This is a genomic window from Actinokineospora sp. PR83, from assembly GCF_021056305.1.
Classification (GTDB): domain Bacteria; phylum Actinomycetota; class Actinomycetes; order Mycobacteriales; family Pseudonocardiaceae; genus Actinokineospora; species Actinokineospora spheciospongiae.
Map to the genome: position 1 here is coordinate 19,565 of NZ_JAJCXD010000010.1, position 12,829 is coordinate 32,393.

The window sequence follows — 12,829 nt, forward strand, 5'->3', positions numbered from 1 at the left end:
AGCCACCGAGCGGGGTTCCGACCCCGCTCGGGGACACCACGACCTAAGCTGGCGCCACATCGGAAGTGAAGGGGTGCCAGGATGATCGACCGCCCTGCTCGGCGCGACCCGTCGAAGCTGGTGCAAGCGCGGGGTTTCCGCGACTTCGTTCGCGGCGACTGGGGACCGGCCGACCGCCGGGTCACCACCGTCCCGGGCGCGGCCGAGGCCGCCGCCGCCCACCGGGCGAGGCTCTCCGCCGCCTTCCCCGGCGCGCGCATCGCCGTCGCGTCCGGCCACGCCCCGGTCCGGGCCAACGACTCCGACTACACCTTCCGGGCCGACAGCGACTTCGCCTGGCTCACCGGCTGCTATGCCGAGGGCGCCGTGCTGGTCATGGTCCCGCACGAGGGCGGGCACGACGCCGTGCTGCACCTGCGCGAACCCGCGGGCCCCGGCGAGGCCGACTTCTTCGCCAGCTCCCGCGACGGTGAGCTGTGGATCGGCGCCGTCCCCCGCCTCGCCGACTGGGCGGAGGCGCTGGGCATCGCCTGCCGCCCCCTGGAGGAGCTGCCCCGGTCGCTGCGCGGGCAACTGCCCGGCGTCCTCGCCGCCAAGGGCGTGGACCCGTTCCTCGACGCCCAGGTCGGCGAGCACAGCGGCCACCTGCGCACCGTCCTCTCCGAACTGCGCCGCACCAAGGACGACTGGGAGATCACCCAGTTGCGCAACGCCGTCGACGCCACGATCCTCGGGTTCGAAGACGTCGCCCGCGAACTGCCCACCGCCGTGCGCCGGGGCGGCGAGCGCTGGCTCCAGGGGACCTTCGACCGCCGGGCGCGCACCGAGGGCAACGGCCCCGGCTACACCTCCATCGTCGCCGCCGGGCCGCACGCGCCGATCCTGCACTGGACCCGCTGCGACGGGCCCGTCCCCGAGGACGGCCTGCTGCTGCTCGACGCCGGGGTGGAGGTGAACACCCTCTACACCGCCGACGTCACCCGCACCTTCCCGGTCTCCGGGGAGTTCAGCGGCCCGCAGCGCCAGGTCTACGACCTCGTGCACGAGGCCCACCTGGCCGCCATCGCCGAGGTGCGCCCCGGCAACGACTACAGCGCCTTCCACACCGCGGCCATGCGCGTCCTCGCCGAGGGCCTGCACGACTGGGGCCTGCTCCCGGCCTCGGTCGACAAGTCGCTGGAGGCCGACGGGCAGCACCACCGCCGCTACATCTGCTGCGGCATCGGGCACCTGCTGGGCCTCGACGTCCACGACTGCGCCAACGCGCGGGAGTCGGCGTACAACGAGGGCAAGCTGGAGGTCGGGATGGCCCTCACCGTGGAACCCGGGCTGTACTTCCACCCCAACGACCTCACCGTCCCGCCGGAGCTGCGCGGCATCGGCGTCCGCATCGAGGACGACCTGGTGGTGACCCCGGGCGGCGCCGAGGTGCTCTCGGCCGCGCTGCCGACCACACCGGACGCTCTCACCGAGTGGACCCGGTCCCACCAGGGGTAATGTCGCCCCCTGTCAGAAGGGGAGACAAGAAGGGGATGTCGTGACGACCGAGCACGCGACCGCGGAGAACGGCGACGGGGAGTCCACCGGCAGGCACGCGGCCAAGGAGGGCGCCGAGCGCCACCCGCTGATCGACCTCGCCCGGGACCCGAACCCGGGGCAGGCCGACCACGCCGCCGCCGAGGACGACGCGGAGTAGCCGCACCGGTGGGGCCGCCCCGGCGGCCCCACCGGGGACACGCCCGGACAAGTCGTCCACCAGGGAAAACCCCGGGTTGGACGACTTTTGTCGTACCGAGGGTGCACCATGTCCCCCATGCGAACATATGATCGAGGGACCCGGAGCTCGGTGGCGGTGCTGGCGGCCCGGCTGACCGAGGCCGCCGTCGTCCTCGCAGGCGGCGACCGCCGCCCGGTCCCGACGTATGTGCGCGACGTGGCGGCCCGCGGCCTGCCCACCGCGGGCGCCGCCGCGATGATGGCCCTCGCCCACTCCCTGGAGCTGCTGTGGGGTCGCGGCTGGCTGCCCGCCGACGTCGCCGCGGTCGCCCCCAAGCCCGTCCGCGACCTGCTCCTGGACGCCATCGCGCACGAGGGCGAGCGCTACGCCACCCGCGAGCTGCACCCCACCTGGCGCGCCCAGCTGCTCGACCTCGGGGTCGCCGACCGCCCGGCCCCCGAGTTCACCGAGCACTCCCTGGCCCTGGCGGTGGAACTGCTGGCCGCCCTGATGGTCCTGCCGCAACTCCCACACCTCATCCCCGCCCCCGGCACCCCCACGACCACCACCCCGGGCGCGCACGGCGTCGACCGCCGCGTCCTGGCCCGCGTCCGCGCCCTCCTGGCCAAGGCCGAGTCCACCCCGTACCCCGACGAGGCGGAGGCCCTGTCCACCAAGGCCCAGGAACTCATGGCCCGCCACGCCTTCGAACAGGCCGTCCTGGAACACGACGACCGACCCCAGGACGCCTCCGCCCACCGCATCTGGCTCACCGGCCCCTACCAGGGCCCCAAGGCCCAACTGGTCGACGCCGTGGCCACCGCCAACCGCTGCCGCGCCGTCTTCTACGCCCAACTCGGCTGCGTCGCCCTGGTCGGCCACCACACCGACCTGGAGATCACCGCCCTCCTGTCCACCTCGTTGCAGGTCCAGGCCACCCAGGCGATGAAGCGCACCCCGGCCCGCACCCGCGCCTTCCGGCACGCCTTCCTCACCGGCTACGCCCACCGCATCCGCACCCGCCTCACCACCGCCACCACCGAGGCCATCTCCGGCGACACCCGCCTGGTGCCCGTCCTCGGCCGCCGCAGGCAGGCCGTCGACATCAAGTTCGCCGCCATGTTCCCCGGCATCCGCGTCCGCCGCTCCACCATCAGCGACACCTCGGGCTGGAGCGCGGGCCAGGCCGCCGCCACCCTCGCCGACCTCACCCCACCCCGCCCCCGCGTGGCCAGCTGAAAAGCCGGAACGCCGGTCACCCCGAGGGGGTGACCGGCGTTCGGATCGCGCTGGCGGAGGATGGGGGATTTGAACCCCCGAGGGTTTTAACACCCAACACGATTTCCAATCGTGCGCACTAGGCCACTATGCGAATCCTCCGCCGGAGAGCTTACCGGAGGGGGGTCTGACCACCCGGAGCGGGGGTCGGCGGCGGGGACATGCAGTAGGCACGACGCTCAGCGTGAACGCTGTTGGAGCGTCTGTCGCAGGAACAAGCAACATGTCAGCGACGCCACGGGCTGTTGCGTTCCGGGAAGGGGCGGGCTGGCACGAGGTGCGCTGGCGATCAGTCGCCTTGGTGCTCAGCCTCGGTCACTATGTCGACAAGGCCGGTCTGCCTCGCTGCCGGACGAGCGAGCGCACGGTGATTTCGTCCGGCTTGCGCGGGTGCGGCGGCGCCGCACCACGAGTCACCCCTGCCGTCGGTGGTAGCGGACCAGGCCGAGGTTTCCCCCTGCGCAGTCGCTGAGCACGCCTCGACGTACCCACTTCCGCCCTTGCCGGGCGGCGCTTGTCAGCCCTCCACGGCACCGGAAGCTGTTCGGCGAGCAAGTCAACCGCGGCGAGCACAACGTCGACACCGGCCAAGTGCTCACGTCGAGGAACTACGGCAAGCGCGGCGCGAATTCAAGTGGGTCACCTCGTCGAGGACCGTCAGCGAGGTGAGGTCGTCGTCGGGGCAAGCACGCGGCGACCGAGCCACGCGGGCCTCTCGCTTCCGATGGATTCCGCAATCCGACCTGGTACTCAGGCCCACAAGCGTCGGCCACCCCCGTGTGTCGTGGGTCGATGCCGAACGCACGGTGGCGGCGTGCCGAGCAGTACTGGCATGTCGCGGAAGCAGGCTGCCCTACTCGAATCCCATTCGTTCGACGAGCGCGAGCGGTGCGTTCCGGTTGGCCGCAATGCGGTTCTCCGATGCCGACTGACGCGAACACACCAGTCGGCATTCCCAGAAAAATCAGGGAATGCCGACTGATGACCATGTCACCGATTGGTCGAAATGGGACCCTCGGTGGTTGTCACTGTGTTACCGGTGCTGAGCAGCCCCAGGTCGATGACAAGCGCACCGAAGAACGCAAGCGCGCCGACGGCGGCCAGAGCGACCACTGGCGCAATCAGTGGGTAAGAGAAAGTCAAAACCACTGAAAACAAGACTCCCAGTGCGCCACAGATAATGGCAAATGTCGAACCAGCGACACCGTTTCGGACATTACCCTCAACGGCAGCCATGACCTCAGTGTCTCACACTTCTCAACCGATGTTGCAGGAAAGCGACGCCAACTTGTCGACGCCGTTCGCGTTCACCCGACCCTGCAGGCAGGTCGTGGGGTGCTGGACGTCCCAGCCGCCGACGCCTAGGACGAAGTAGTACTGGGCCACCCCTCGACCCTCCCAGCACCCCTGCACCGACATCGTTTCTTCTATCGAATTCACCGTGATACTCGCGTTGACACCCATCCCCTTGCCGACGACACGGGCCTCCGACTTCGCCACCGTCGTCGATGCGGCGAACGCCTCCCGTTCGGCACCCGACAGCGAGTCGCACACAACCTTCGGGTTTGCCGAGGAGAACACCTTCTCCGCAACCCGCACTCCATCGATCGGGGCCTGCGCCTCGGCAACAGCGACACCCGCTCCACCAGATGTCACCGCGGCCACAAGAGCGACAACAAGGCCAAATCTCTTCACTACAAAGAACTGACCCCTCAGACATGAGCAATGGAGAACCACCCCAAGACCCGGAAGTACGTCAATCGAAAAAATCTGACGTACGAGCAAGCCCTCGACAAACTCGGAGGCATCGCAACCGGTTTTCAAAACCTACACCAAATAACCCCTTTGCGACTCACTTCATTTAGCCCAAAGTTTAGTCATTCGTGGTAAATTCTGTTTGCACCTGTTTGCAATTTCCGATTGTTACCGAGAAATTTTTGAGCTTATGCGGGGAACCGACGGTGGTCGTCCGCCACTCCGCCAAGGCGGCGACTCCGATCGGCGGTTGATCTTCCAGGTGGTCGCCCGCGACCACCTGGAAGACAGGGGGATGGGCGGAGAGTACCCGCTGATCCCGATGACCAGCCGACGTCGGTGATCCCGGTGATGTCGAAGCGGTAGGTGTTGCGGGGCCGACCCGTCGCCTGCTCCTCCACCGCGCCGTCGCGCCAGACCACGGCGACCCTCATGATCTCCGACGGGCTCACGCGCACCTCCGCCCGTCCCACGACCACACCCGCGTCGTTGATGGCCGTTGGCTCGGACGTGATCGTGCCCGGCAGCTCGGGCAGCGGGCGCAGGTGCCCGACGCGGTGCATTTGGTCGCGATCCGCTCCGCACTGGGGAAGGCGACGGCGGCGACTCGTCCCGGTTGTTCATCGCACCGAATCGGGCATGCTCCCCCCGGGGGCAACGGTGTGAGCACCGTCGTCCGCCCGCCCTTCCAGAGGGTGAGCCGGTAGTCCAGTTCGCCTACGAGCACGCCGGAGTCGTTGGCCACGCGCAGTTCGCTGTTGGCGCCGAAGAACGTTCCAGGGAGCAGGGTGGGGCCGGAGACGGCGACCGCCGCTCCCGTCTGCGAGACGGGGAGACCACCGAGTCCCAGGGCGACCAGTGTCGGCCCGGGGGTGATGCGAGTGCACCCCACAATCCGGGTATTGAGATTACTTCACGGCTCTGGGCAGGTGCCCCGCCGTGATGGGCTCAACCACTACCGACTGCGCACGACCCGGCACCACCTGCGGTGTTCCACCTCGTGGGAGTGACGGCAGTCTCGACCGCTCGGCGGAAGTAATTCACCGAACAACTGGTTGGCTCACGGTGATGAGCACTTTCCGGGGGACCGCGCTGACCGAGCGCCTGCACGTCGATCTGCGGCGGCAGGCCAGCTCGCTCTGTCCGCGCTGAGCCGGACCCGCCCACCCCACCCCTGCCTCATCCCTCCCCTGGAGCACCCATGTCCACAGACGTGCCCACGGCGGCGACCCGCGAGCCGCGATCCGGCTCCCGGCGCAGCCTGTACTTCGGCCTGGCGGTCCTCGCGGGCCTCGTGCTCGGCGCGGTCCTCGGCTTCGTCGCCAAGCAGACCGACACCGCCTGGCTGACGACCACGCTCAAGACCATCGGCAACGTGTTCACCAGCCTGTTGCAGTTCACCGTCATCCCGCTGGTCTTCACCTCGATCGTGGTCGGCATCAACAGCCTGCGCGGCCTCGGCGGCCCGCGCACCGCCGCCCGGCTCGGCGGCAAGACGCTGCTGTGGTTCGGCATCACCTCGCTGATCGCGGTGCTGATCGGCATCGCCGTCGGCCTGATCAGCGGCGCGGGCAAGGGGGTCGACGTCGAACCGAGCGCGGCCACCGTGGAGAAGCTGGCCGACCGCGCGCAGGGCGACTGGCTGACCGTGCTCAACGGCCTGGTCCCGAGCAACATCTTCTCGGCCTTCACCGAGGGCGAGATCCTGCAGGTGGTGTTCGTGGCCGTCCTGGTCGGCATCGCCACCTACACCCTGGGCGAGAAGGCCGCCCCGTTCGTCGCGTTCAACCGCTCGGCGTTCGACATCATCCAGAAGCTGCTGGGCTGGATCATCCGCCTCGCCCCGCTCGGCGTCCTCGGCCTGATCGGCACCGCCTTCGCCACCTACGGCAACCAGTTCGTCAAGCCGCTGCTCTCGCTCATCGCGGCGGTGTACGTGGCCGCGCTCCTGGTCCTGTTCGTGGTGTACCCGATCCTGCTGCGCACCGTCGGCGGGGTGAGCCCGGTGAAGTTCTTCGGCAAGGCCTGGACCGCGTTGCAGTTCGCCTTCGTCTCCCGCTCCTCGGGCGCGACGCTGCCGCTGAGCAGGCAGACGGCCGTCAACCTGGGTGTGGAACCCGGTTACGCCGGTTTCGCCGTCCCGTTGGGCACCACCACGAAGATGGATGGGTGCGCCGCCCTGTACCCGGCGATCGGCACCATCTTCATCGCCAACCTGTTCGGGGTCTCGCTGAGCTTCTGGCAGTACGCGGGCATCGTCGCCGTGGCCGTGTTCGGCGCGTTCGCCACGGCGGGCACGACCGGCTGGTTCACCATGCTGACGCTGACCCTGAGCACCATCGGCCTCCCCCCGGAGGTCGTGGCGACCGGCGTGGCGATCGTCTTCGGCATCGACCCGATCCTGGACATGATCCGCACCGCCACCAACGTCGCGGGCCAGATCACCGTCCCGGTCCTGGTTGCCCGCTCGGAGAACCTGCTGGACGACGAGGTCCTGAACGCCCCCGGCACCCCGCCCCTGCTGGAGCAGGAGACCAGGGAACCGGCGCTCGTCTGAGGTCCCACGGAAGCGGTCGACGTTCTCGGAGTCCCCGGGACGCCGACCGCTTCCGTCGTTGTACCGGGATCACGTGCCGACAACGCGGAACGGCGCCTGCGAGGGCACCGCTCGGTCAGACTGGTCGGATGGGTGAAGTGGAGACCGAGCCGGTGTGGCCGCACCTGCTGTTGGCGTTGCTCACCACCGGCGTCCTCATCGGTGTGCCGTGGCTGGCGCTGGCGGGCGTGAGCGAGTCGGTCCGGCTGTTCGGCAGCGCGACCGCGGACTGGGAGACGGGTAGCGGGTGGTTGTTCGCCGCCTTCTGGTTGGGCGTCGGCGGTTCGGCGGCGGGCCTGGTGCTGGCCGTGTGGTTGCGCCGCGGCGGGTTCGCCGGGTTCTTCACGACCTTCCTCGTCGCCGTCCTGCTGGTGTGGCTCGGCAGCCGCCCGCACACCCCGGCCCCGGCCGGACCCGCGTTCGAGCCGGGAGGCCCCGCGGTGTGCCAGGAGCACAGCGGCGGCGACAACAGCTGCCCCGGCGGCTGACCCCGGTCAACCGCTGGACCGCGCGACCCCGCGCCCGCCTGGTGCGCGCGTTCGGCGAGCAGGCCGCGAGCTGATCACGACCGCGCGGCCTCCTCGGCCCGCCACCGGTCGATCAGGTCCACCATCTCCCGCTGCAGGAAGTCGAAGAACCGGGCCGACTGCGCCATCCGCTCCCCCGCCGGGGTGCCGGGGCCGAGCACCCCGGCCCCTTCCGCCATCGTCGACGCCCAGGTCACCAGCAGCTTGTCCCGGTTGACGATCGCCTCCACCCAGGCCCCGTCGCCGACCTGGTAGTGGTCGCGCCGCTCCCCCGGCACCCGCCCCTTGGTGACCAGTCCGACCTGGTCGAGGTAGCGCACCGCGCCGGAGATCGCCGCCGGGCTGACCTGGAGGGCGGCGGCGAGCTCCGGTGCCGTCATCCGCCCCGAGTCGGTCACCAGGAGGCGGGCGAACACGCGCGCGGGCATCCGCGCCATGCCCGCCTCGGCCATCAGCAGGGCGAGGCGCTCGACGAACTGGGCCACCGCGTCTTCACTCACCCCATCAGCCTACCTTATCCCCCTCAAAACATTCACAAAGTTGTGAAATACGAGTACGTTGTGAATCATGACAACGGCAATTTCGGTGTCCGGCCTGGTCAAGTCGTTCGGCCGGACCCGCGCGCTCGACGGTCTCGACCTGTCGGTGCGGACGGGGGAGGTGCACGGCTTCCTGGGCCCCAACGGCTCCGGGAAGTCGACCACCATCAGGGTCCTGCTGGGCCTGCTGCGCGCGGACGGGGGCGAGGTCACCCTGCTCGGCGGCGACCCGTGGCGCGACGCCACCGAGCTGCACCGCAGGCTCGCCTACGTCCCCGGCGACGTCTCGCTCTGGCCGAACCTCTCCGGCGGCGAGGTCATCGACCTGCTCGGCAGGCTCCGCGGCGGCCTCGACCGGCGCCGCCGCGACGAACTGCTGGACCGCTTCGACCTCGACCCCCGCAAGAAGGGCCGCACCTACTCCAAGGGCAACCGGCAGAAGGTCGCCCTCGTCGCCGCCCTGGCCTCCGACGTCGACCTGCTCGTCCTCGACGAACCCACCTCCGGGCTCGACCCGCTGATGGAGTCGGTGTTCCAGCGGTGCGTCGCCGAGGAGCGCGACCGCGGCCGCACCGTGCTGCTCTCCAGCCACATCCTCGCCGAGGTGGAAACCCTCTGCGACCGCGTCAGCATCATCCGCGCGGGCCGCACCGTGGAGACCGGCACGCTCGCCGACCTGCGGCACCTGACCCGCACCAGCATCACCGCCGACCTCAGCGGCCCGCCCGACGGCATCGGTGAGCTGCCCGGCGTGCACGACCTCAAGGCCGAGGGCAACCGGGTCCGCTTCGACGTCGACACTTCCGACCTCGACCGGGCGTTGCGCGCGCTGACCGCGTCCGGGGTGAAGTCGCTGACCAGCCAACCGCCGACCCTGGAGGAGCTGTTCCTCCGCCACTACCAGGAGTCCGGCCGATGACCGGGACCGGCGCGCTGATCCGGCTGGCCCTGCGCCGCGACCGGGTCATGCTCCCCATCTGGGTGCTGCTGCTCGGGTTCCTCCCGGTGGGCACCGTCTCGACCTACGAGGGCCTGTACCCCGATGCCGCTTCCCGCGCGACGCTCAACGCCAGCGGCGGCGGCAACCCGTCCATCGCGGTGATCTACGGCAAGGCGTTCGACCTGACCACGCCCGGCGGGTTCACCGCTTGGCGCTACGGCGTGTTCCTCGCCCTGTTCCTGGGCCTCATGGCCGTCTTCACCGTCACCCGGCACACCCGCGCCGAGGAGGACAGCGGGCGGCTGGAGCTGCTCGGGTCCGCGGTGGTCGGGCGGTACGCGGCGCTGACCGCGGCGGTCGCCGTCGCGGCGGGCACCAGCGCGGTGATCGGCGCGGTGCAGGCGGTCACCATGATCGGCGCCGGGCTGCCCGCGGCGGGCTCGCTCACCTTCGGCGCGGGCATGGCGGGCGCCGGGCTGGCGTTCACCGCCGTCGCCGCGGTGACCGCGCAGCTCACCGAGTACTCGCGGTCGGCCAACGGGCTGGCGGGCGGGGTCCTCGGCGTGGCGTTCCTGCTCCGCGCGGTCGGCGACTCCAGCCCGGGCGCGTCCTGGCTGTCCTGGCTCTCCCCGCTGTCCTGGGCGCAACTGGCCCGCCCGTTCGCCGGGGAACGGCCGTGGGTGCTGCTCATCCCGCTGCTCGTGGCGGTGGTCGTGGGCACCGTCGGGTACCTGCTGCTCCCCCGCCGCGACCTGGGCGCGGGTCTGCTGCCCACCCGGCCGGGACCGCCGACCGCGCCCCCCTCGCTGCGCGGACCGCTCGGCCTGGCCTGGCGGTTGCAGCGCGGCGCGCTGATCGGCTGGACCGTGGCCATGGCGGTCATCGGCGCGGTCTTCGGCTCCATCGCCGACGGCATCGGCGGCCTGCTCGGCGACAGCGAGCAGGTGCGCGGGATCTTCGAGCGGATGGGCGGCGCGCAGGGCATCGTCGACACCTACCTGGCGCTGATCGGCAGCGTGTTCGGCATGGTCGTCGCGGTCTACGCCGTCCTGGTCGCGCTGCGGCTGCGCACCGAGGAGACCGGCGGCCGCGCCGAACCGGTGCTCACGGCCGGGGTCGGCCGGACCGCCTGGATGGGCGCGCACCTGGTGTTCGCGCTGCTCGGGTCGGCGCTGCTGCTCACCGCCGCCGGGCTCGGCGCCGGGCTGGCGCACGGCCTGCGCGCCGGGGACCTCGACACCCAGCTCGGGCACGCGGTGGGCGGGGCGATCGCGCAACTGCCCGCGGTGTGGGTCGTCGCCGGGGCGGCCGCGCTGCTGTTCGGGCTGCTGCCGACCCTGTCCGCGGCGGGGTCCTGGGCCGTGGTCGGGGTCGTCGTGGGCATCGGGCTGTTCGGGCCCGCGCTGAACCTGGGCCAGGCCGTGCTCGACGTCTCGCCGTTCACCCACGTGCCGAAGGTCCCCGGCCCGGGGGTGCCTGCGACGCCGCTGGTGTGGCTGACCGCGATCGGGGTGCTCGCCGTGGTCGCCGGGCTCGCCGCCTTCCGCAGGCGCGACGTGGGCTGACCGGACCGGGGCGGGCTTTCGGGGGGGGTGCCCGCCCCGGTCGGTTCGGTCAAACGCGGCCGGAGTCGGCCTCGACCGGCAGCCCGGCCAGCTCGCGCACGATGCGCTGGGCCAGCTCCAACCCGGCGGCCTGGCCCGCGCGGTAGGACTCGTCCGTGGACAGCTCACGGGCGTCCCGCTCGGCCTCGGCCAGCTTGGCGAGCACGGAGACGACCTGGATGGTCTCGACAGGTTCCGACATCGTGGGGATTCCTTCATTCGGGGGATGACTCCTGCCAGGTACCCCCAACCACACCCGTCGTGACAGTCCGCGGGCCGATCGGGCATATAGTTTTCCCGGCCGAGGGATGGGAGCACCAGCGTGGGCGCGGCACCGACGACCGCGGCGACGCGGACCCTGCCCCGCGAGGTGTGGGTCCTGGTCGCCGCCAACTTCGTCATCGCCGTCGGGTTCGGCTTGGTCGCGCCCGCCCTGCCCACGTTCGCGCGCGGCTTCGACGTGAGCGTCACGGCGGCCTCGATCGTGATCAGCGCGTTCGCCGTCGCCCGGCTGGCCTTCGCCCCGGTCGGCGGGCGCCTGGTGACCCGGCTGGGCGAGCGCCGGGTGTACCTGTGGGGCCTGCTGGTCGTCGCCGTCTCCACCGGCGCCTGCGCGTTCGCCACCGAGTACTGGCACCTGCTCGTCTTCCGCGCGCTCGGCGGCACCGGCTCCACCATGTTCACCGTCTCCGGCGTCGGCCTGCTGATCCACCTCACCCCACCCACCCTGCGCGGCCGGGCTTCGGGGCTGTGGGGCACCAGCTTCCTGCTCGGCAACGTGGCGGGCCCGCTGGTCGGCGGCAGCCTGATCACCATCTCGGTGCGCGCCCCGTTCCTCGTCTACGCGGTCTCGCTGCTGGTGGCCATCGCGTTCGTGTGGCTCCTGCTCCGCCGGTCGACCCTGATCACCCACGGCGACGACCGGGGTCCGACGTTCCCGCTGCGCGCCGCCCTGCGCGTGAGCGGCTACCGGGCGGCCCTCGTGTCCAGCTTCGCCAACGGCTGGGCGGTGTTCGGCGTGCGGATATCGCTGATGCCGCTGTTCATCGTCGAGGTGCTGGAGCGCGACGGCGCGTTCGCGGGCACCGCCCTGTCGGTGTTCGCGGCGGGCAACGTGGTGATGCTGCTGGTGTCCGGGCGGCTGTCCGACCGGTGGGGGCGCAAACCGCTGGTGCTGATCGGCCTCGTGGTGTCCGGCGGCGCGATGGTGTGGGTGGGGTACACCACCACCGTCCCGGAGTTCCTGCTGGCCACGGTGGTCGCGGGCCTGGGGACGGGCGTGCTGACACCCCCGCAGCAAGCCGCCGTGGCGGACGTCATCGGCACCGGCGCCCGAGGCGGCCAGGTCCTCGCCACCTTCCAGATGGCCGCCGACCTGGGCGCCATCATCGGCCCGGTCGCGGCGGGCCTGCTCGTCGACGGCTTCTCCTACCGGGTGGCGTTCGCCGCCTCCGGCTTCCTGGTCGTGGCGGCGGTGCTGGCCTGGCTGCCCGCCCGCGAGACCATGCCCCGCCCCACCTGACCCACCGTGTAGATCCGACTCACCCATACGGGCGGAATCCATCCCCCGGAGGGAAACAAGTGCCGCCGAACGGGTGCGCCCCTGTGAATGAAATGGGAACCTGGGGGGTACCAGACGGGACCACGAGTAACGGCTGAGGCGGTGAGCAGGGTGACGACAGCACTGTGGCTCCTGGCCGCGACAGCGGTCGTGGTGTTCCTGGTCTGGCGGCTGCGCCGCGCGAACCACACCCTCGACACCATCCTCCGCGAGGAGCGCAACCGCCCCCCGGCTCCCCTGGACACCGACGACGAACCCCACGAGGTCGGCCGCCACCGCCGAGACCCCTGACGCCGTCCCCAGCCCCTGTCA

14 protein-coding genes and 1 tRNA gene are annotated in these 12,829 nt (G+C 71.1%); 10 read left to right on the forward strand and 5 right to left on the reverse strand.

The features are described 5' to 3' along the window. The first annotated feature begins 81 nt into the window (after positions 1-81). The 3 genes from L6E12_RS03025 (at position 82) to L6E12_RS03035 (ending at position 2,956) form a co-directional block, all read left to right on the forward strand. A complete protein-coding gene (locus L6E12_RS03025; protein ID WP_236226326.1) occupies positions 82-1,497 on the forward strand; it encodes an aminopeptidase P family protein in 1,416 nt (471 codons plus the stop codon). A gap of 40 nt (positions 1,498-1,537) precedes the next feature. Then, a complete protein-coding gene (locus L6E12_RS03030) occupies positions 1,538-1,696 on the forward strand; it encodes a hypothetical protein (RefSeq protein WP_236226327.1) in 159 nt (52 codons plus the stop codon). 150 nt (positions 1,697-1,846) lie between these two features. Beyond that, positions 1,847-2,956 (forward strand): DUF2786 domain-containing protein, encoded by a 1,110-nt coding sequence (locus tag L6E12_RS03035; protein ID WP_236226328.1) that lies wholly within the window; start codon positions 1,847-1,849, stop codon positions 2,954-2,956. A gap of 51 nt (positions 2,957-3,007) precedes the next feature. Here L6E12_RS03035 and L6E12_RS03040 read toward each other — a convergent pair. From L6E12_RS03040 to L6E12_RS03050, 3 genes are all read right to left on the reverse strand, one after another. Then, positions 3,008-3,097: transfer RNA gene (locus L6E12_RS03040), tRNA-Ser, on the reverse strand. An 888-nt stretch (positions 3,098-3,985) separates the two neighbouring features. Continuing rightward, positions 3,986-4,231 carry a hypothetical protein gene (locus tag L6E12_RS03045; RefSeq protein ID WP_236226329.1) on the reverse strand — a complete coding sequence of 82 codons (246 nt, stop codon included), beginning with the start codon at positions 4,229-4,231 and terminating at the stop codon, positions 3,986-3,988. Positions 4,232-4,252: 21 nt separating this feature from the next. After that, a complete protein-coding gene (locus tag L6E12_RS03050; RefSeq protein WP_236226330.1) occupies positions 4,253-4,690 on the reverse strand; it encodes a hypothetical protein in 438 nt (145 codons plus the stop codon). Between the two features lie 1,128 nt (positions 4,691-5,818). Between L6E12_RS03050 and L6E12_RS35645 the strand changes: the two genes are divergently transcribed. The 3 genes from L6E12_RS35645 to L6E12_RS03060 all read left to right on the forward strand — a co-directional run bounded on the left by L6E12_RS35645 (position 5,819) and on the right by L6E12_RS03060 (position 7,834). Next, the gene (locus L6E12_RS35645) at positions 5,819-5,902 is read left to right on the forward strand and encodes a putative leader peptide (RefSeq protein ID WP_374201831.1); all 84 of its coding nucleotides are present in this window, start codon (positions 5,819-5,821) and stop codon (positions 5,900-5,902) included. 49 nt (positions 5,903-5,951) lie between these two features. After that, the gene (locus tag L6E12_RS03055; RefSeq protein ID WP_236226331.1) at positions 5,952-7,307 is read left to right on the forward strand and encodes a dicarboxylate/amino acid:cation symporter; all 1,356 of its coding nucleotides are present in this window, start codon (positions 5,952-5,954) and stop codon (positions 7,305-7,307) included. Positions 7,308-7,435: 128 nt separating this feature from the next. Further along, on the forward strand, positions 7,436-7,834 hold the full coding sequence (locus L6E12_RS03060) for a hypothetical protein (RefSeq protein WP_236226332.1): 399 nt from the start codon (positions 7,436-7,438) through the stop codon (positions 7,832-7,834). Between the two features lie 74 nt (positions 7,835-7,908). On the opposite strand, the gene L6E12_RS03065 is transcribed toward L6E12_RS03060, so the two are convergent. After that, a complete protein-coding gene (locus tag L6E12_RS03065) occupies positions 7,909-8,373 on the reverse strand; it encodes a GbsR/MarR family transcriptional regulator (protein ID WP_236226333.1) in 465 nt (154 codons plus the stop codon). A 67-nt stretch (positions 8,374-8,440) separates the two neighbouring features. Here L6E12_RS03065 and L6E12_RS03070 point away from each other — a divergent pair, with 67 nt between their 5' ends. Next, on the forward strand, positions 8,441-9,331 hold the full coding sequence (locus L6E12_RS03070) for an ABC transporter ATP-binding protein (RefSeq protein WP_236226334.1): 891 nt from the start codon (positions 8,441-8,443) through the stop codon (positions 9,329-9,331). Next, on the forward strand, positions 9,328-10,917 hold the full coding sequence (locus L6E12_RS03075) for an ABC transporter permease (RefSeq protein ID WP_236226335.1): 1,590 nt from the start codon (positions 9,328-9,330) through the stop codon (positions 10,915-10,917). The genes L6E12_RS03070 and L6E12_RS03075 overlap by 4 nt, the downstream gene beginning before the upstream one ends. A gap of 49 nt (positions 10,918-10,966) precedes the next feature. Here the strand turns inward: L6E12_RS03075 and L6E12_RS03080 are convergent, their stop codons facing one another. After that, positions 10,967-11,158 carry a hypothetical protein gene (locus L6E12_RS03080; RefSeq protein ID WP_236226336.1) on the reverse strand — a complete coding sequence of 64 codons (192 nt, stop codon included), beginning with the start codon at positions 11,156-11,158 and terminating at the stop codon, positions 10,967-10,969. A 120-nt stretch (positions 11,159-11,278) separates the two neighbouring features. Here L6E12_RS03080 and L6E12_RS03085 point away from each other — a divergent pair, with 120 nt between their 5' ends. Then, positions 11,279-12,478, forward strand: coding sequence for an MFS transporter (locus L6E12_RS03085; RefSeq protein WP_236226337.1), 1,200 nt, complete (start codon positions 11,279-11,281; stop codon positions 12,476-12,478). 150 nt (positions 12,479-12,628) lie between these two features. Then, complete coding sequence (locus tag L6E12_RS03090) at positions 12,629-12,808, forward strand: hypothetical protein (RefSeq protein ID WP_236226338.1); 180 nt, start codon at positions 12,629-12,631, stop codon at positions 12,806-12,808. The last annotated feature ends 21 nt before the right edge of the window (positions 12,809-12,829 follow it).

What these genes read in the sequence shown, in the direction of transcription:
- L6E12_RS03045 (WP_236226329.1), bottom strand. Translation starts at nt 4,231, where the DNA reads ATGGCTGCCGTTGAGGGTAATGTCCGAAACGGTGTCGCTGGTTCGACA.
- L6E12_RS03070 (WP_236226334.1), top strand. Translation starts at nt 8,441, where the DNA reads ATGACAACGGCAATTTCGGTGTCCGGCCTGGTCAAGTCGTTCGGCCGG.
- L6E12_RS03060 (WP_236226332.1), top strand. Translation starts at nt 7,436, where the DNA reads ATGGGTGAAGTGGAGACCGAGCCGGTGTGGCCGCACCTGCTGTTGGCG.
- L6E12_RS03075 (WP_236226335.1), top strand. Translation starts at nt 9,328, where the DNA reads ATGACCGGGACCGGCGCGCTGATCCGGCTGGCCCTGCGCCGCGACCGG.
- L6E12_RS03025 (WP_236226326.1), top strand. Translation starts at nt 82, where the DNA reads ATGATCGACCGCCCTGCTCGGCGCGACCCGTCGAAGCTGGTGCAAGCG.
- L6E12_RS03080 (WP_236226336.1), bottom strand. Translation starts at nt 11,158, where the DNA reads ATGTCGGAACCTGTCGAGACCATCCAGGTCGTCTCCGTGCTCGCCAAG.
- L6E12_RS03055 (WP_236226331.1), top strand. Translation starts at nt 5,952, where the DNA reads ATGTCCACAGACGTGCCCACGGCGGCGACCCGCGAGCCGCGATCCGGC.
- L6E12_RS35645 (WP_374201831.1), top strand. Translation starts at nt 5,819, where the DNA reads ATGAGCACTTTCCGGGGGACCGCGCTGACCGAGCGCCTGCACGTCGAT.